13 protein-coding genes are annotated in these 17,016 nt (G+C 63.0%); 1 reads left to right on the forward strand and 12 read right to left on the reverse strand.

What is annotated here, in order from left to right:
• Window positions 1-59: 59 nt before the first annotated feature.
• The 11 genes from QP305_RS04870 to QP305_RS04920 all read right to left on the reverse strand — a co-directional run bounded on the left by QP305_RS04870 (window position 60) and on the right by QP305_RS04920 (window position 11,653).
• The gene (locus QP305_RS04870; protein WP_284904282.1) at window positions 60-1,541 is read right to left on the reverse strand and encodes an amidase; all 1,482 of its coding nucleotides are present in this window, start codon (window positions 1,539-1,541) and stop codon (window positions 60-62) included.
• An 85-nt stretch (window positions 1,542-1,626) separates the two neighbouring features.
• Entirely contained in the window at window positions 1,627-2,367 is a 741-nt protein-coding gene (locus QP305_RS04875) for an FMN-binding negative transcriptional regulator (RefSeq protein ID WP_284904284.1), read from the reverse strand.
• Window positions 2,368-2,390: 23 nt separating this feature from the next.
• Window positions 2,391-3,479, reverse strand: a complete 1,089-nt coding sequence (locus QP305_RS04880; protein WP_284904286.1) for an FtsX-like permease family protein — start codon at window positions 3,477-3,479, stop codon at window positions 2,391-2,393.
• Entirely contained in the window at window positions 3,476-4,123 is a 648-nt protein-coding gene (locus tag QP305_RS04885; RefSeq protein WP_016441826.1) for an ABC transporter ATP-binding protein, read from the reverse strand. Before QP305_RS04885 ends, QP305_RS04880 begins: the two co-directional genes overlap by 4 nt.
• Window positions 4,123-5,376, reverse strand: a complete 1,254-nt coding sequence (locus QP305_RS04890) for a peptidoglycan-binding domain-containing protein (protein WP_284904287.1) — start codon at window positions 5,374-5,376, stop codon at window positions 4,123-4,125. Before QP305_RS04890 ends, QP305_RS04885 begins: the two co-directional genes overlap by 1 nt.
• A 58-nt stretch (window positions 5,377-5,434) precedes the next feature.
• Window positions 5,435-6,160: a hypothetical protein gene (locus QP305_RS04895; protein ID WP_284904289.1), complete on the reverse strand. Its 726-nt coding sequence runs from the start codon at window positions 6,158-6,160 to the stop codon at window positions 5,435-5,437.
• Between the two features lie 23 nt (window positions 6,161-6,183).
• Window positions 6,184-6,891, reverse strand: a complete 708-nt coding sequence (locus QP305_RS04900) for a hypothetical protein (protein ID WP_284904290.1) — start codon at window positions 6,889-6,891, stop codon at window positions 6,184-6,186.
• A gap of 77 nt (window positions 6,892-6,968) precedes the next feature.
• Entirely contained in the window at window positions 6,969-7,286 is a 318-nt protein-coding gene (locus QP305_RS04905) for a hypothetical protein (RefSeq protein WP_087069963.1), read from the reverse strand.
• A 281-nt stretch (window positions 7,287-7,567) separates the two neighbouring features.
• Window positions 7,568-10,195, reverse strand: a complete 2,628-nt coding sequence (gene clpB / locus QP305_RS04910) for an ATP-dependent chaperone ClpB (RefSeq protein ID WP_284904291.1) — start codon at window positions 10,193-10,195, stop codon at window positions 7,568-7,570.
• 137 nt (window positions 10,196-10,332) lie between these two features.
• Window positions 10,333-11,133: a Fic family protein gene (locus tag QP305_RS04915; protein ID WP_284904293.1), complete on the reverse strand. Its 801-nt coding sequence runs from the start codon at window positions 11,131-11,133 to the stop codon at window positions 10,333-10,335.
• The gene (locus QP305_RS04920; RefSeq protein WP_284904295.1) at window positions 11,117-11,653 is read right to left on the reverse strand and encodes a hypothetical protein; all 537 of its coding nucleotides are present in this window, start codon (window positions 11,651-11,653) and stop codon (window positions 11,117-11,119) included. The genes QP305_RS04915 and QP305_RS04920 overlap by 17 nt, the downstream gene beginning before the upstream one ends.
• Before the next feature lie 125 nt (window positions 11,654-11,778).
• On the opposite strand from QP305_RS04920, the gene QP305_RS04925 reads away from it, so the two are divergent.
• A complete protein-coding gene (locus QP305_RS04925) occupies window positions 11,779-12,795 on the forward strand; it encodes an Fpg/Nei family DNA glycosylase (RefSeq protein ID WP_284904296.1) in 1,017 nt (338 codons plus the stop codon).
• Here QP305_RS04925 and QP305_RS04930 read toward each other — a convergent pair.
• Window positions 12,749-16,726, reverse strand: coding sequence for an FtsK/SpoIIIE domain-containing protein (locus tag QP305_RS04930; RefSeq protein ID WP_284904298.1), 3,978 nt, complete (start codon window positions 16,724-16,726; stop codon window positions 12,749-12,751). The two genes, QP305_RS04925 and QP305_RS04930, sit on opposite strands and share 47 nt — an antisense overlap.
• Window positions 16,727-17,016: the final 290 nt, after the last annotated feature.

Raw genomic sequence — 17,016 nt, forward strand, 5'->3', positions numbered from 1 at the left:
CAACGTGAACACTTCCGTTAGGCCATTGATATTTATGCGCTTAAAATTCGGCGCGCCCGTTACTGGCGCGGCTGCCGGATCAGCGGCCAGGGATCCAGAGTTTCCAAGGCCGCAACAATAGAAAGCAGCAGCTGTTCTTCCCCGAAGCGGGTGGCGCCCACGTGCACCCCGAAGGGCAACTCCGTGCCATCGACTTCCGCGCGGTGGATCGGGATGGCGACCGCGGCCGGTCCAAACATATTCCAGGAGCTGGTCCACGGGCTCACAATGCACTGGCGCCGGAAATCTTCAGCCGGATCATCCGGGCAGCACACCCAGGCCGGGTCGGCCGGCGGAGTACCGAGCGCCGGACTCACAATCACGTCATAATCCGCGAAAGCCTCCCCCATGCGCCGGGCAATGGCGTACATTCCCTGCAAGCCGGCCATAAGCTGCGGCGCGGATGCCTCCCGCCCGCGAGCGCGCAGCCACCGACTCATCGGGGTGAGGAGCTCCTCGCGTTCGGGCGGGAGCGGAATGGCAGCCGCGCCCGCCTGCCAGATCGGCATAAAGGATTGCCAGGCTTCCGGCCCGAAGGGCCGCGCAATCTGCTCCACCCGCGCACCCATAGCACGGAAATCTTCCGCGGCCCGCGCCACCGCGTCCAGGCAGGCGGGGTGGATCTCGGTATCAACATTGAGCGGTTCGGTGAGCACCCCCACCCGCAGGTCAGCCAAGGCCAGCGCCCGGCTGCGCGATTGCGGCCCGCACCCGAATTCCGCATCCAGGGTGGCCAGGTAGTCCCCCGCTCCCGGGTAGGGGCTCCAATCCCCGGGCCGGCGCCGCGCAATAATATCGAGCCCGGCCGCCAAATCGCGGGCGGTACGAGCCAGCACCCCGGCGGTGGCCAGCCCGCTATCGGAGAAGAAGGAGGATCCGGGTCCGGGTGAGACCAGCCCGCGGCTGGGTTTGATGCCGAGTACCCCGCAGTGCGCGGCGGGAATGCGGACCGAGCCGCCGCCGTCGTTCCCGTGCGCGATGGGGACTACGCCGGCCGCAACCGCCGCGGCCGCTCCCCCGGAGGATCCGCCGGCGCTGCGGGCCAGGTCCCAGGGGGTGCGCGCCGGGGTAAGGCCGGCCGGTTCGGTGTAGCCGACGAAACCGAATTCCGGGGTGGTGGTTTTTCCGATGGTCACGGTGCCGGCGTCCAGGATGGACTGGGCGACCCCGCCGGTGGTGGTGGCGACATTTCCGCGCATGGCCCGCGAGCCGTATTCGGTGGGCAGGCCGGCCACGTCGTCGAGGTCTTTGATGGGGAAAGGCACCCCGGTGAGCGGCCCTCCCCTGCCCTCTTTCAGTTGCGCGGCGGCGGCGTGGGCCTGCCGCAGCGAGAATTCTTCTGCGATATGCGTGAATGCGCCCACCGCGGCGCCGCGGCTGCGGGCCCGTTCCAGCACCCGCTCGGTATGCACGACGGGGTCCACACGGCCGGTGCGCATGCGCCGCGCCAGCTGCATGGCAGAAAGATCCAGGGGGTCGACGTTCTCCTCAAGAAATTCCATGTTCACAGTGTACGTGAGATAGGGCACGTTTGCCGCCGGTGGCATATTAAGTTTCGGTGCAATTCTCTTCGCGTTCCGCGCGCCGCTATTCGGTTTCGGTGCGCTTCTCTGCGGTTTCCGTGCCGGCGCGGGCGGCCCAGGGGCCGTGTTTCGCCCGTTCCACGGCTTCTTCGCGCGCCGCGGCGGTGGGGATGGCCAGGTTTTCCATCAGCTCGGCTATCTGTGTGGCGGCATTATTTTCACGACGACGCCGCAAGCTGGCGGCGGTGGCGGCAATCTCTTCCGTGGATAAGTTCTGGGATAGCTTGGCCTTGCCAATAATCTCCGTGACTTTAATATCCACGCCCACGATGGCGCGCAGCATGCGGCGCAGCTGGTCAGGCCGCGCGTGGGTATCGGGGCGCCAGGTACCTCCGTGGTGGGCAATTTCGTGGGCGTCTACTAATTCCCGCAGGGTGGGGATGAGCCAGGCGGGGTCCTCGTGGATAGTGAGCTCGCCGCGCAGGTGCACGGTGAGGTAATTCCAGGTGGGAACCCGGGCCAACGGCGCATCTGCCGGGCCGGGTGGCATATCGGAGGGTGATATATAGGTATTCGGGCCGGTGACCACCATGAGGCAGGGTCCGCTATCACCCGCCTGGGGATTAATACGTGCCATATGGCTGTGGAGGTGGAGAGTGCCGGCGTCGTCGTACTTAATATTAAAAGGAAGGAGGGTGGCGTCCAGGCCGCGCGGGCCGGCCGTTATTAATTCTCCCACCCCGATTTGGGCAGCTAGTTCCACCGCGCGTTCCGGTTCCAACGCAAAACGACTCGCCACGTACATGACAGCCAGTGTAATGCGCGCGGCTACGGCGTGCGCATGACCTCCACCGGGTCACGGTAGGCCGCGAAAATCGCCGGGGGAATGCAGGCGAGCAGCGCCACGAGCACCGCGAGCACCCCCACCGCCACCGAGAAATCGAGGGCAACCGGATTGCCGCTCAGCCGGCAATAACCCCAGGCCGCGGCGATGCCCAGCGCGGTGCCGCCCACGGCCGGGTAGGCAATGCGCGCGATTACCAAGGCCACCAGCCCGCCGCGGGTGATACCGAGGGTGCGGCGCCGGCCCAGGTCGCGGCGGCGGATAAGCACGTCGGCCAGCACCACCGCGGCGATAAAGAGCGCCCCCACCCCGAGAATGAGGATGAGGAGCGCGCGGCCCATGCCCGCGACCTGCCCGGTCACGGCCACGCCCTGTTTCGCCTGGCTGACGGAGCTGCGGATAATGAGTTTGGCGGGGTCGAAATCCCCGAGGGCCGCGAGGGCAACATCGGTGACCGCGGCAATATTTTCGGCGTCGTTGGCCAGTGCGGTCACCCGCACGTAGGCGCCCGAGCCGCCCCCGGCCAGGAGGTAATTATCGAGGTCCTCGAATCCGCCGCTGGGGGTGAAGGAGCCGACCACGGCCCACTGCCGCCCGCCGCGCGATTCCACGTACCCGCTGGGGAAGGCCAGGCGCAGCTGCGGCAGCATGGCTTCGGGCACGATGGCTTCTCCCGGACCGGGATAACGCCCGGCTGTTAATGTAATTATTTTGGAGATGTCGCCACCGGTTTCCACCAGGGCGAACAGCTGGGAGGCCGGGCCGAGCGGCCCATTGACCACGTCCACCGTGCTCCGGTATCCCACTACCCCGGCCACCCCGGAGGTGCCGTGCAGGGTTTCCAGGAATGCTTCGGGGAGCAGCCCAGCGTTTTGTTGATCGATGAGGGTGAGCTGGCGGGCTTGCGGGCCGGTGAGCTGGCGGTGCAGCTCGGCTTCGGTGGCGGCCTGGCGGCCCACCGTCACGAGCGACGCCGCGCACATCACTCCGAGCACCAGGGCCACCAGGATGGTGGTGACCAGGGCCCCGCGCGCATTTTTCGCGCCTTCGCGTAGCAGAACAGCGAATTTCATAGCCGCACCACCTCATCTGCCGCATTGACCACCGTGGGATCGTGGGTGGCAATAATGACACTGCATCCGGATTCCGCGGCTTCGCGCAGGGCGCCGAGCACGAGGTTGGCATTATCCGGGTCGAGGTTTCCGGTTGGTTCGTCGGCCAGGATAAAGGTGGGGGAATTGACGAGGGCGCGGCAGACCGCCACCCGCTGGGCCTGCCCGCCGGAGATTTGCCCGGGCCGGTGGTCGGCGCGGTGTTCCAGGCCCAGGCCGGCCAGGAGTTCGCGGGCGCGGGTGCGGGTGGCTGCCAGCGAATGTCCCGCGTAAAGCCCGGGTTCCATCACGGAATCGAGAACGGGGCGGGTGGGGTCAAGTTCGGAATCTTGAAAAACGAAGCCGATGCGGCGGGCGCGCAGGCGCGAGCGTTCCCGGTCGGTGAGCTCGCTGGCTGCGGCGCCGTCGATAAGGACCTGCCCGGAGCTGGGCGTGAGGGTGAGCCCGAGGAGGTAGAGCAGGGTGGATTTGCCGCGCCCCGAGGCCCCGGTCACCGCGGTAATGGCGGCGGGGGCGAAAACGTGGGTGAGGCCGTCGAAGAGTTCTTCGGCGCCTTTCCGGTAGCGGAAGCGCAGCTCACGGGTGGCGATGCCGGGCGCGTCCATTACTTCGTGCTTTCCGGACTCGGGGTGGCTTCGGTTTCTGCATCTGCGCCGGGGCCGGTTTCTGAGCCTTCGCTAGTGCCCGTGCCTGAATCTGCACCGGGGCCGGTTCCTGAGCCTTCGCGGGAACCTGTATCCGCGCCGGAACCGCCGGGCGCTCCGGAGCCGCTAGGCGCGCCGGACCCACCGGGCGCGCCGGCCTTCTTCGCGTCGGCCAACGCATACACGCTTTCCCCAGCCCGCACTCCCTCAACTACCGCCAGGCCGCCGGCCACAGTCTGAACCGTGACGGTGCGGGGCGCGGCCTCCCCCACGACCCTCACGCTCACGGTCCCATCCGGCATCGTAGAAAGCGCGGAGACCGGCACGGTAGGCCCGGTCACCGCGGGCACAATCTCAATATCGGTAAGTAGATAGGCTTTTTGGCTGGCCGGCAATTCCCCGCACCGAGTGCCGCACAGCAGCCCGCCATCTTCCGCGGTAACAGGGACCTTGACCTGGCCCCCTTCTGTTTCCTCCGGCTCACCGGTAATACCGATGAGGGGCTGTTCACCCAGCTTGACGCGAATACCCATTCCCGGCTGAATCATGGCTTGCTGTTCGCGCGTGATTTCCATATAAAAACTGGGCGTTCCTGACACCGAGTTAATAATATTTTCACTTCCGTTCAGGGCCGCACCGGGCCATGCAATACTGCGGTCCAGGGTGAGCGCAGCTGGTAGTTGCGGCACTGCCACAAGTTCTCCCAGGCCGACGACGCCGCTCTGTTCCTGCCCGCGCGCTTTTTGCCACGCTTTCGTTGCCGCGGTGGTGGCGGGGCCAAATTTCCCATCTGCCACGGTTTGTGAATAACCGAGGGTGGCGAGGAGCCGCTGGTATTGGGAGACATCCTCACCTTCGGTTCCTTCGGCGAGGGGCCGCCAGAAGGGGGTGGAACCTTCTGCCGCGATTACCTCGGTATTTCCGACGGTGTAGAGGGTGTCGCCAGCGTGGAATTCTCCGTCCGCGGCAACGGAGGTGATGGTGCCGTTGAGCTGGTTCACGGCAACTGGTTGTGCCGCGCGTTCTACCGTAGTGGAGAGTGTGAGGGTGCGGCCAATATTTTGCTCGGTTACGGTGACGGTCATTGTCTCCGCTCCCGTTTGGGTGATCCGCTCCGGGGGTTTCAGGGTGGTGCGGCCCGCCCAGAATGCCAGTGCCGCCACGAGGAGGAGTGTTATCACACCTGCGAGGATCTGAATTATTTTCTTGTTCATGGCAGCACGCCTTTCGTGGTAGCCACGCGATCACACGTGAATGGTAAACATCATGGGGTTATTTTATGCCATAGAGCTCTGTGGCAGGAGGGTCACTGGGGCAAACTTTCCACACTTCCACGGGGATCTGGAATTCAAGAGATCCCCCATTATTAGGCCACCAGCGGTGCTCCGGATCGGTATGGAACTTAGCAACATAAGTTTCCCGAGCGGGACGTTTGGAGGTATCAACCTTATAACCATGCGCGGCGAGGCATGGAATATAGTATTCATCCCAGTAGTCCCAGACCACCCGCAATTGATCCTCCGACCAGTCGGTAAGAAATTCTGGATTGAGGAAATACATCGCATAGCATTCGTAACTAGCCAAGTTATATGCCGCCTCTTGCGATTCTGGAATACTCCCATTGGAAGCGACCCCACCTTTGGGATTGACATGGGATCCAAAACCCTTGCCGGTCAAACACTCAGCCATTTTGATATTCGACTGTTCCAATGATTCTTGCCACTCCACGAGCGGAACATCCGGCGGATCCTCAATTTCCAAAAACTCCGCATCACGTTTCAGCCACTGCGCGCGGAATGCGAGTTTCTCTTCCTCCGTGTGATAGCGCGGCGAGATTTTAATCTTCGCTTTCCAGGTATTCGGATCCCATTCGGATGCTGAAGCCGCAGCGGTGCCGTGACTGGTTGCACCGGCACTTCCAGGATCGGAACCACCCGCGGCGCAACCGCCCACCACTATGAGTAACGAACTAAAAACCGGTAGAACTCTATGCTTCATGCAACACCCCTATCGCCAGCAGATCAGTCAATCCCATAAAACTCTGTAATTGGCGGCGTTTCCGGGCACACCTTCATAACTTCCGGCGTGATTCGGAAAGAAAGCTCACCCTTATTATCCGGCCACCACCGATGCTCAGCATCAGAGTAAAACGTCGTCGCGTAAGCTTCCCGCCCCGGACGCTCGGAAGTATCAACTGTGAAGCCATGTGCCGCAAGGCAGGGGATATAGTATTCATCCCAGTAATCCCACTGCATCCGCAACTGATCCTCTGTCAAATTCGCAAGAAACTCTGGGTTAAGGAAGTACATCGAATGGCACTCATAGAGAGCCATACCGAAAGCCTCCTGCTGCGATTCAGGGATCGGAGGGTCATACATGATTCCCCCTTGCGGAGCAACCTCAGCGGAAAACCCTTTACTCCGCAAACATTCCGCCTGCTTTTCATCGGCCGCATGCGGAGAATCCATCCACTCAACTAAAGCAATATCAGGTGGATCCACCACACCCATCGTCCGAGTATTACGCTCCAGCCAGCGTTTCCGGAAAGCTAGCTTATCTTCCTCACTTGTAAACTTAGGAGAAATCTCTATATCAGACTTCCAAGACTTCGGATCCCATTCGGAGGAAGCCGATGTTTGAGCATTTTCGGCTCCTCCGGAGCCTTCACCTGTGCAGCCGCTAATCGGGATCACCACAGCAACCACTAAACAAAGAAAAAATCTCTTCATTGAGCTTCCCTCCCCCGCTAAATCGAGTGGGTGGCGAGGGGACCTCCCCCGCCACCCACTACAGGATTCAGAACCATCTACCAGTCAATCGGGGTACAGGTAGCATGGGTAGGCGCACGAAGTAGTTCTTCCGCCGAGGCCCTCCAGTTCCCATCGAAATAACGCGAAACGACGCTGGCCCTCAATCTATCGCTCCGAGAATAAAGCGTCTCCCCACGCACCGCAATCGTCATCAATTCATACGTCTGCTGTTGCGCATATACGCCAACATGAGCCTGGTTGAAGTTACATTTCTTGTAGCCACCCACCTGGATAGCACTGGCTGATGGCATAAACGCCACGATTGATAGCAGTGTTGCTGCGAATGCAGCACCTACTTTTCGGATAGTCTTCATGATCTGCCTCCTGTTCATCGTTGAACGGTTGGGACTTGTGACCCTTAACGACGCTCGGATAAGCGCCGTTAACGCTACGCTAAAGGACGTCTTAACCATCTGTCAATACCTTGGTGCCACTTAATTTCGGCAACCACATCGCGTGCACCGGCATCGCATTTAACGGCACACCTGTCGCAATATCGCGCTCAATAGCGTTGCGACTAACACGCTTCACGGAAACGAACGTCCGGGGTGTGCCGCGTCGGCACACCCCGGACGTAGATAGGGCAATTTAGTTATTAGGATTCAGTGCTGAGCCGCAGGGCATAGCTACGGCCCGAAGTCCCACCACTGGCCGTGGCATTTTCCCGGGTATCCACCCGGATGGTATCCCCGTCATGAGCGTCACCTGCGAGGATCATGCGGGCCAGCTGGTCACCGATCTCCCGCTGGATAAGCCGACGTAGCGGGCGAGCCCCGTAAGCCGGATCGTATCCATCCATCGTCAGGTAATCGCGCGCCGCCGGACTCACATCCAGATGCATCCGCCGCTCACCCAGCCGTTGCTCCAACTGCGTGATTTGCAGATCCACAATCTTGCCGATTTCCTCCATGCTCAGCGGATGGAAAACAATCACGTCATCCAAGCGGTTGAGGAACTCCGGCTTGAAGTGCGCACGCACCGCCGCCATGACCGTGTCATATTGGGCCGCCGCATCCATCGTGGGATCAGCCAAAGCCTGAGAACCCAAATTCGAGGTCAGAATAAGGAGGGTATTGCGGAAGTCCACGGTGCGGCCCTGGCCGTCCGTGAGGCGCCCGTCGTCCAAAACCTGGAGCAGAATATCGAACACATCCGGGTGGGCCTTTTCCACTTCGTCAAGCAGAATCACCGAGTAAGGCCGCCGCCGCACCGCTTCGGTGAGCTGGCCGCCTTCCTCATAGCCCACGTATCCCGGAGGTGCCCCGACCAGCCGCGAAACCGAGTGCTTTTCGGCGTACTCCGACATATCGATACGCACCATGGCGCGCTCGTCGTCGAACATAAAGTCCGCCAGCGACTTCGCCAACTCCGTTTTCCCCACACCCGTAGGCCCGAGGAAGAGGAAGGAACCATCGGGCCGGTTCGGATCCTGCACGCCGGCGCGCGAACGGCGCACCGCATCAGAAACCGCCCGCACCGCATCCTGCTGGCCAATAAGGCGATGCCCGATTTCCTCCTCCATATGGAGGAGTTTCTCCGTTTCGCCCTGCATGAGTTTACCCACCGGCACGCCCGTCCAGGCCGCCACCACTTCGGCAACTTCCTCAGAATCCACCCGCTCAGCAATCATCGGTTCATGATCGCGAGCCTGGCCATCCGCTTCGGCCGCTTCCGCCGCGGCAATCTGGCGTTCTACATCAGGAATATCACCGTTTTGGAGCCGCCCGGCATCCTCATACCGGCCCTCGCGAACCGCTAACTCAAACTCGGTGCGCAACTCATCAAGCTTGACCCGCAAATCACCCACCCGGTTACGCCCGGCCTTCTCATTTTCCCACCGAGCGGTCAGGGCAGCTAATTCTTCTTTGCGATCCGCCAATTCCGCACGGATGGTTTCTAGGCGGTCGGCGGTAGCTGCGTCGTCGTCCTGAGTTTCAGAAAGATAGGACTCCTCCATGGTGAGGCGATCCACCTGGCGCTGCAAAACATCGATTTCCTCCGGGGAAGAATCCAATTCCATGCGCAGGCGGGAGGCCGCTTCGTCAATAAGATCAATGGCCTTATCGGGAAGCTGACGGCCGGTAATATACCGATTCGAGAGCTGCGCCGCGGCAACAAGAGCACCGTCCGTAATTGTTACTTTATGGTGCGCTTCGTATTTCGGGGCGATGCCACGCAAAATTGTGATGGTATCTTCCACCGAGGGTTCACCCACGAAAATCTGCTGGAAACGGCGCTCCAAAGCCGGGTCCTTCTCAATATTTTCGCGGTACTCATCCAAGGTGGTAGCACCGATCAACCGCAATTCCCCGCGCGCGAGCATCGGCTTGAGCATATTTCCGGCATCCATGGCGCCTTCGGAACCGCCACCGGCCCCCACGATGGTATGGATCTCATCAATAAAGGTAACGATTTCACCCGCTGCCTCTCTGATTTCATTCAGGACAGCCTTGAAGCGTTCCTCGAATTCACCGCGGTATTTTGCACCGGCCACCATTGCAGCCACATCCAATTGGATGAGCCGCTTACCGCGCAAAGATTCCGGCACATCGCCATTGACCATGCGCTGCGCCAGCCCCTCCACAACGGCGGTTTTCCCAACACCCGGTTCCCCGATGAGCACCGGATTATTCTTGGTACGCCGGGAAAGGACCTGGACCACGCGGCGGATTTCGCTATCGCGGCCGATCACCGGATCCATTTTCCCTTCCCGAGCCATCGCGGTGAGATCCTGACCGTATTTCTCCAGTGCCTGGAATGTGCCTTCCGGATCCGCGCTATCCACCTTCGAGGTGCGCACGCGCGGCAGGGTAGCACGCAGCGCCTCATGCGAGGCACCGGCGTTCCGGAGGATCTCCCCCGCCTGGGACTGCGAAGCCGCAATCGCCATGAGGAGATGCTCGGTAGAAATATAGGCATCACCCAAACTGGTTGCTTCCTTGCCGGCCTCCGAAATCACCCGCGAGAGCGGGCGCGACGCCCCGGGATTTTGCACCGAATCCCCCGCCGAACGCGGCAACGAAGCCAGCGCCCCGGATACTCGCTCCGCGATCTCCACCCGATTAGCCCCCACCGCTTCGAGCAGGGCAAGAGCAATTCCGCCTTCCTGGGCGAGCAGCGCGCTGAGAAGATGCACCGGCTCCACCTGGGGATTGCCCGCATCCGTCGCCGTGCGAATGGCCTGCGCCAAAGCTTCCTGCGACTTCGTTGTTAGTTTATCCATGACAACTCCTTACATCGGCGGCGGCTACCTGTTCACCACTTCGCCGATCCACTCATAGCAACGCAAGCTTTCTTGAGTCTATTCCACTCAAGTTAGAAGATGTAGCAGTTGCGGGTACCAAGCCACTGAAACGCGCGCTACCCTAATTCTTGGGCGCCGCGATAGATCAACTCCGCAATCGGAGCAATATCCCGATTCAAGAAAAGCTCGCGCAGCGCATCCTGGAATTCCTCGAAATACGCTGCCGGAATAGCTATGGCATCGTATCCGTGGGTCATGAGATACCCGGAAGCCATGAGCCGCGCGGTGCGCTTATTACCATCAAAGTAATACTGTGCCAGCGTGGAGGTAGCGAAAAATTGCACCGCGCTCCGCAGCGGATCGCTCTCATCCAGGCGCGCCAGCGAAGCCGTGAAAATCGCGTGCAGCGCAGCCGGATCCTGGGGTGCTTGGTAGTGCGTACCCGCCACGTCCACATTCCCGTGCTGCCCGCGGACCGCACCTTCTCCCCGAAATACGCCGGAATCAATGAGAGAGTGGTAGGTGAGGGTGCGATGGATGCGGTTCTGGGTGTCCTCATCCATCCGGAACAAACCTGCCCGCACTAGATTTGCGACCAACTCATGGGCGGAAACCATCGCCGCCACATCCTCATCGCTGCGCTTGTGGCCGGGTAGCGGGCGTTCTTCGATCAGGGTCACAACCTCAGGGAGGGTCATAGTTTTACCTTCCAGCGTGGCCATGGACCACACGTGCCCCGAGGTAAGAAAGGCGAAGCGCTCAACCGCTTTTTCTGGCGTGCGGGGTGCAATCGCGGGTGCGGCAGGAGCGGGCAACAGAAAAGCGCCAATGCCATCGCCTACAGAGGCCGGCCGCCCGGTAGCTGCGTCGTCGTACCCGTGATACTGCCGCGACCCGAGGCTATACCGCGACATCATCTTCTTTTTCCTTAATCCAGGTGAGCGCCGCAGGAACGTCACCAACCGCGTACGTATCTACAACCGCGCGCCCGACCCCCACGTAATGTTTGAAGAAATCGATCCACTGCGCTCCCGCGCTCACATCCTCGTCAATCGGGAGCACCCACAGGGGCTGCATGCCGCCCCAGGTGGCAGCCGTTTTATCCAGACGATCAATATCGGCTTGCGGAATATAAAAAATAGGTGTGCCGCTCACCGCGTGATCCAGGCTCGCCGACAGCGCAAGAGCCCCAGAAATCCAATAAGTTTTTGTGATGAGCGCGAGGTTGCGCAATAAATCTTTGCCGGTTTTATCGCTGTAGAGCAGTTGCCCGCCCCGTTCCCGCAGCGGCGCGGCCGGCCCACACGCGGCCAGCAACGACGCGCGATCATGGACGCGCCCGGTTTCCTCCAGCCGAGCCAGCTCGCCCTCATCGGTGGCGGTCAGGCGCCCCTCGATTGCGCGAGAGAAAAGACGTACTGCTGCGTTCGGCTCCATACCCGCTATCCTAGCGGCCGCGTGCCGCGTCGCATATTGCGGGGCCGCGCGGAGCCGCCCCGCGGGGCGCACCCGAACCCGCCCGCCTATACTGGATGAATTGCATACCGAATGGAGGAGGAGCGGTGCCGGAAGGTCACGCTATTCATCGTCACGGACGTATTCTCACGGCGCTTTTCGGTGGGGACGCCGTGGCGGCCAGTTCCCCGCAGGGGCGTTTCGCTGAAGGTGCGGCCCTGCTGGACGGATTGCGCGCCGGGCGGGCCCACGCCTGGGGCAAGCATCTTTTCTGGCCTTTCCTTTCCACTTCCGAACAAGCCGCGGCGGGTGGTATTCCTACCGTTGAGCTTGGCGACCCGCAGGCCACCTGGCTCCATATTCATCTAGGCCTTTACGGAAAATGGGCTTTTGCGGGGCCGGGAGTAGCCGGTTTGCACGGCGCCGGGATTCGGGTGAGCCCCACCGAAGATTCGGGGATGCGCAAAACCATCGACGGCGGGCAAGATGGCACAACGCGCCTGGTCGAGGCGCCGACGGGTGGTCGCGATGGTCTACCGGAAGACAATATTCAAGTCCTGGGAGAATTGGCGACGACGCCGACAACTCGCTTGCGCCTCGCCGGGCCGGAGGCGGTTGCCCAGCTCACCGGCCCTGCCCGCTGCGAGATTCTCAGCGGGGAGGAAGTCCTGGGGGTGATTGCGCGGCTCGGCCCCGATCCTATTCGTAATGAGGAGGGTGACCGGCAGCGATTCGTGGCCGGGGCGCGCCGCCGGAAGATCCCGGCCGGCCAGGTGGTGATGGATCAGGCTGTTGTGGCGGGCCCGGGCAATATTTATCGGGCTGATTGTTTGTGGCGCACCGGGATTTCCCCGCTGCGGCCGGCTAATAAAGTTTCCGAATCCCGGTATCGCGAGCTGTGGGATGATCTGGTGCTGTGCATGGGCCGCGATGTGGATTCCGGGATTATTGTGACGATCCCGCCCGAATTCCAGCCCGATCCGATTCCCGAGGGGGATCCGGAGCTCTCACGCTTCGCGGTGTATCACCGCACCGGCCGCCCGTGCGTGCGCTGCGGCGCAATTATCCGGGAGGAACTCATGGCGGGGCGGCGCCTCTTCTGGTGCCCGGGCTGCCAGCGTTAACCCGCGGGTTTTCTGGGGCCGTACCGCGGCGGGCGGGGTTCACCCGATTGCTTTCTTCGAGGTTCGCCGCGGCGGGCGGGGACCATGCGACCTGCACGGTATCTGCTACCGGGCCGATAATAAGCTGGGCTCGGCCCGGAATATCACGGCGGGCACTCACGCCGCGATAGCGAAAATCTCCGGAGAACAGGACGACCGCCGGGGAGGTAGCCAGGAGCCGCCGCCACAGCGGGAGGTGGCTGAGGTGCGAGGGCTCTGCGGTGGCGAGGATCAGGTGCCACCCGAGTTCTGCGGCATCGACGAGTACCTCGGCGAGGGGTGCGAGCGGAGAACTTTGCGGATCAAGAAGTTCGGCATCATCCACCATGACAATAATCGGTGCGGGTGACGGGGATTGTGGCGGGGCGGGCTCGGTGCGGCGGGTTGTATCTGGAGTATGGGCACGGTCCGCCGTGCTGTGCGTTTGGGTGCGGCGGGCGGCGAGTACCTGGGCGAGGGCTTCCATATCCGCCCGGGCCTGCGTGGTGCTTCGGTAACTTCCCGCGATGAGTTCCGGCGGGAGGTACGTGCGCAGATGGCCATGCGGGTCAATAAGGAAGAGCCGCGGGAGCGGGGATATATGCGTTAATTGCCGGGCGAGGAGGCGCAGCGCCGCGGTTTTCCCCGAACCTGCTTCCCCAATAACAAGAGCATGCCCGGTAGCGGCAAGATCAAGAGTGGCTGGCCCGCGATGGCGAGCGCTCATTCCCAGGTGCAACGAATGTAGCGCGGGCTTGTGGAGGCCGCCTCCCGTGAGTAGGTCCTGGTAGGTGAGGTGGGTGGGAAGTTCCCACAGCTGGGGTGCGGGTGGCCCGGACCAGGCCACGCGGATATTGGCGAGGAGATCACCCCGGTCGAGACCGGGTGAGTCCGGGCCCGAGCCGGGTGGATGCGCGGGCGGCGCGGTTGAATATACGGGCGGCGCGGTTGAATATGCGGGCAGGCTCGCTGCCTCTGAGTGAGCGGAGTACGGCTCGGTGGTGGCGAGTAAAAAATGTTCCCCGGCCGGAGTTATCCCCCGGCCCGGGCAGTCCACCGGCACGGTGGCCGCGCGCCGGTGCGGGGCATGGGAATCATAGGGATCAGCCAGGCGCAGCTCCAGTCGGGTGGTGAAAAAATCGCGCAGGTGCGCGGGAATATCGGTGGGGCGCCCGGCCGTGGTAATAATGTGGATGCGGCTAGCAGGGCCACGCTCAATAAGTTCCGTGAGTGGCTCGTCCAGTTCGGGGCGTGCCCGCAGCACCGACCAACCGCGCAGGAAAATAAATATTTCTCCGAAAGGATCGGGGCTGGGCGATTCCCCGCTGCGTGCGGCTTCGCGAGCGCGAAGCATATTCCTCAGCTCAACCAATCCGGCGCGCATCCGCTCCGGCTCGGAATAATCGACCCGGAAACAAATATGCGGCACATTAATAAGGGCTGCGAGCTCGGCCCCTGAAGCATCGCACAGCGCGTACTGCGCTTCGGCCGGGGTATATCCCAGCGCCAACGCCCCGGCAATAGTCCGCAGGGCTTCATCGCATCCGGCTCCCGGAGCACCGAGCACCAGGAGGTGAGAATCCGCGAGATCAATATGGAGCGCTTCGCGGCGTTGGAGCAGGGGAAGATCGCGCTCGCCGAGCGTGAGCCGGAGCGGGGCGGCGCGCTGGCTCGGCGCATATATCCCAAACCGGGCTGAAGTACGCACCGCGATGAGCTCGGTGAGGTGGCGCGGGCGGGTGAGCGGCTCCAACCAGATCGGGTGGGCCCGCGGCCCGGTCCCCCGCAGCGGTGCGAGTGCCGCAGTGAGTGTGGATGGCCCGGTCTGAACCGTGCCCGCCCCGGAAGCTGCATGAGTGAGCGGGGTGGCTGGTGGCCCGGAGCTGCGTCGTCGTACCGCGGGAACCTGAGCCGGGCGGGCCGCGAGCGGCGCAGAAACATAAAACCCGGTGAAGCGATGCGGCGCACCGCCGCAGGCAAGGAAACCGCAACCGGGCTGGGGTGGGAGGTGGGCGGCCTGCGGGGTGCCGATGACCGCGCGAGATTCGTGCTCGGAAAAAGTGCGCAGCGCGATGCGGTAGGACAGGTGGGAATCCAGGCCGCGCAACCGGCCTTCGTCCAGGCGCTGGGTGGCGAGCAGCAGGTGGATGCCGAGCGAGCGGCCCAGGCGGCCGATGGCGACGATGGTGTCGATGAGATCGGGGTGGTCGGTCAGGAGCTCGGCGAATTCGTCAATAATAATAAGGAGTGGCGCGAGAAGCGGGCCGTCATGGGCGCCGCGAGCGCGCGCTGCCTCGTATTCTCCCAGGTGAGAGTGCTGGCCGTGCTCGGCGAGCAGGTGTTGGCGGCGGTTCATTTCCCCGCGCAGGGTTTCCTCCATGCGCTCGCTCAGGGAGCTATCGCGTTCCAGGTTGGTGACCAGGGCCGCGGTGTGGGGCAGCTCGGCGAAAGGATGGAAACTCGCCCCGCCCTTGTAATCGATCAGGACCAGGTTGAGCTGTTCGGGTGAATGGGTGAGGCAGAGCCCGAGGAGGAGCGTGCGCAGCAGCTCCGATTTCCCGGAGCCGGTGGCGCCCACGAGCAGCCCGTGCGGGCCCATCCCACCGGCCGCGGCCTCGTTGAGATCGAGCCACACCAGGGTGCCTTGCGGATCGAGCCCGAGCGGCACGCGCAAGGTGGCGGCCGGGCGGTGAGTTGGAGAAAGCGAGCCGGGGAGCTGCGGAGCGGAGGACTGTAGAACGGGTGACGAAACGGGCGACGGCGTGAGGGATGGCAATCCGAGCAACTTCGCAAAACCCTGCACGCCGGTGGAATCCTGCGAAGCCGAACCGTGAGCCCGGTAGAGCGCCCGGGCACAATAAGCCGCCCCGTCCAGGTCAAGCAAATCGGGAATCCCCGAGCGTACCCCGGTACTATCGGCGAGGCTGAGATGCGCGGGCTCGGCACCATCCGAATAATCCACAAGCGCGACGAGACTGCCGGGTTCGGGAAGCGGGCCCGCTTCATGCTGGGCAGGCCAGTCGCGTGCGAGCGCGCGGGGTTGATCAGCCGGGCCAGCTTCTTCCGAGGGCCGATTTTCGCGCTCTGATTTTTCCCGGACATGCAAAGCGAGGTGGGAAGAGGAGCCTGGGCAATCAGGCTCCCCGGAAGGCCCCTTAATAATAAGGTGTATGGCCTTTCCGAGCCCCGGTTCCGAGACGGCGTACGGGGGCAGCCAACTGAGCCAGCCCGCCTCGGCCTCAGGCACATGATCGCCCGGGATAATAGCGAGATCACCAGGCGAAAAACTCGCCGCGAGCTGGCAGAGGAGGGCCCGCACCCAGGCCCAGGCCGCCTCCCCACTCACCGTCACAGTGGAATACGAAGGCAGGTCGAGGAGTGCAGGTCCGGGGATCGGGCACTGCACCTCCGTGGCACAGCGGTCCCGCGCCCGGCGGGCGGCGTCGTCGCGCTCCCCCGGAGGATCCTCCGCGAGCGTGACAGTATACGGCGGCGCGAGCAGCGCCTGCCCCACCCGGATCGGGCCCGGTGGCGGTGGCGTGCCGCGGCCCAGGCGCAGCGGGAGCACGAGCGGGGCCGGATAACGTTGCGCTTCCTCGCGAGCACAGGCCTCCAGTATGCGGGCAGCTTCGGCTTCGCACCTGGTCAGGGCGGCGAGGTAGTCGCGCCGCGCGCCGTCGCGTTCCCCGGCGTTACGCCGCAGCCCCACGCCCACGTTGAGGAGCGCGAGCGCGAGCATGAGAACCCCGAGCGTTCCCATGAGGAGAAGCAGATGGGGAGAGCGCCGGGTGGTGGACGTGAGAATCACGAGCATCACCACGGATAGCAGCGCGGGAAGGAACATGACGGCGCTCATTTTCTGCCCACTGCCGCGATAACACGCGGGCGGCGCGGGAATGCACAGGGCCTCCATGGCTTCCTCCTTTCGCGAGCGCGCTCTCCTTGCGGCACACCCTAGCGGGGGTCCGGTTTCTTGGCGAACCGTTATCCACAGCTTCGGTACGACGACGCATTTCTCTCGCAAAGAGCCAGCTGGGCTTGTGGATAACTCTCTGGCCTGTGGATGAGCCCTGGTCAGGTTGCGGCCTTCTTGATACCGTGCCCTCACCCCGCGGCTGCGGCGACATGAGCGGGCGGGTATGCCGAGCGGTATGCCGCGCGCCGGGCGGACGAGTGCTCGGGTAAGCGAGTGCTCGGGTAGGC

The sequence above is a fragment of the Actinotignum timonense genome (assembly GCF_030216305.1).
GTDB lineage: Bacteria > Actinomycetota > Actinomycetes > Actinomycetales > Actinomycetaceae > Actinotignum > Actinotignum timonense_A.

What these genes read in the sequence shown, in the direction of transcription:
- QP305_RS04900 (WP_284904290.1), bottom strand. Translation starts at nt 6,891, where the DNA reads ATGAAGAGATTTTTTCTTTGTTTAGTGGTTGCTGTGGTGATCCCGATT.
- QP305_RS04905 (WP_087069963.1), bottom strand. Translation starts at nt 7,286, where the DNA reads ATGAAGACTATCCGAAAAGTAGGTGCTGCATTCGCAGCAACACTGCTA.
- QP305_RS04875 (WP_284904284.1), bottom strand. Translation starts at nt 2,367, where the DNA reads ATGTACGTGGCGAGTCGTTTTGCGTTGGAACCGGAACGCGCGGTGGAA.
- QP305_RS04895 (WP_284904289.1), bottom strand. Translation starts at nt 6,160, where the DNA reads ATGAAGCATAGAGTTCTACCGGTTTTTAGTTCGTTACTCATAGTGGTG.
- QP305_RS04880 (WP_284904286.1), bottom strand. Translation starts at nt 3,479, where the DNA reads ATGAAATTCGCTGTTCTGCTACGCGAAGGCGCGAAAAATGCGCGCGGG.
- QP305_RS04915 (WP_284904293.1), bottom strand. Translation starts at nt 11,133, where the DNA reads ATGATGTCGCGGTATAGCCTCGGGTCGCGGCAGTATCACGGGTACGAC.
- QP305_RS04920 (WP_284904295.1), bottom strand. Translation starts at nt 11,653, where the DNA reads ATGGAGCCGAACGCAGCAGTACGTCTTTTCTCTCGCGCAATCGAGGGG.
- QP305_RS04885 (WP_016441826.1), bottom strand. Translation starts at nt 4,123, where the DNA reads ATGGACGCGCCCGGCATCGCCACCCGTGAGCTGCGCTTCCGCTACCGG.
- clpB (WP_284904291.1), bottom strand. Translation starts at nt 10,195, where the DNA reads ATGGATAAACTAACAACGAAGTCGCAGGAAGCTTTGGCGCAGGCCATT.
- QP305_RS04890 (WP_284904287.1), bottom strand. Translation starts at nt 5,376, where the DNA reads ATGAACAAGAAAATAATTCAGATCCTCGCAGGTGTGATAACACTCCTC.
- QP305_RS04930 (WP_284904298.1), bottom strand. Translation starts at nt 16,726, where the DNA reads ATGGAGGCCCTGTGCATTCCCGCGCCGCCCGCGTGTTATCGCGGCAGT.
- QP305_RS04870 (WP_284904282.1), bottom strand. Translation starts at nt 1,541, where the DNA reads ATGGAATTTCTTGAGGAGAACGTCGACCCCCTGGATCTTTCTGCCATG.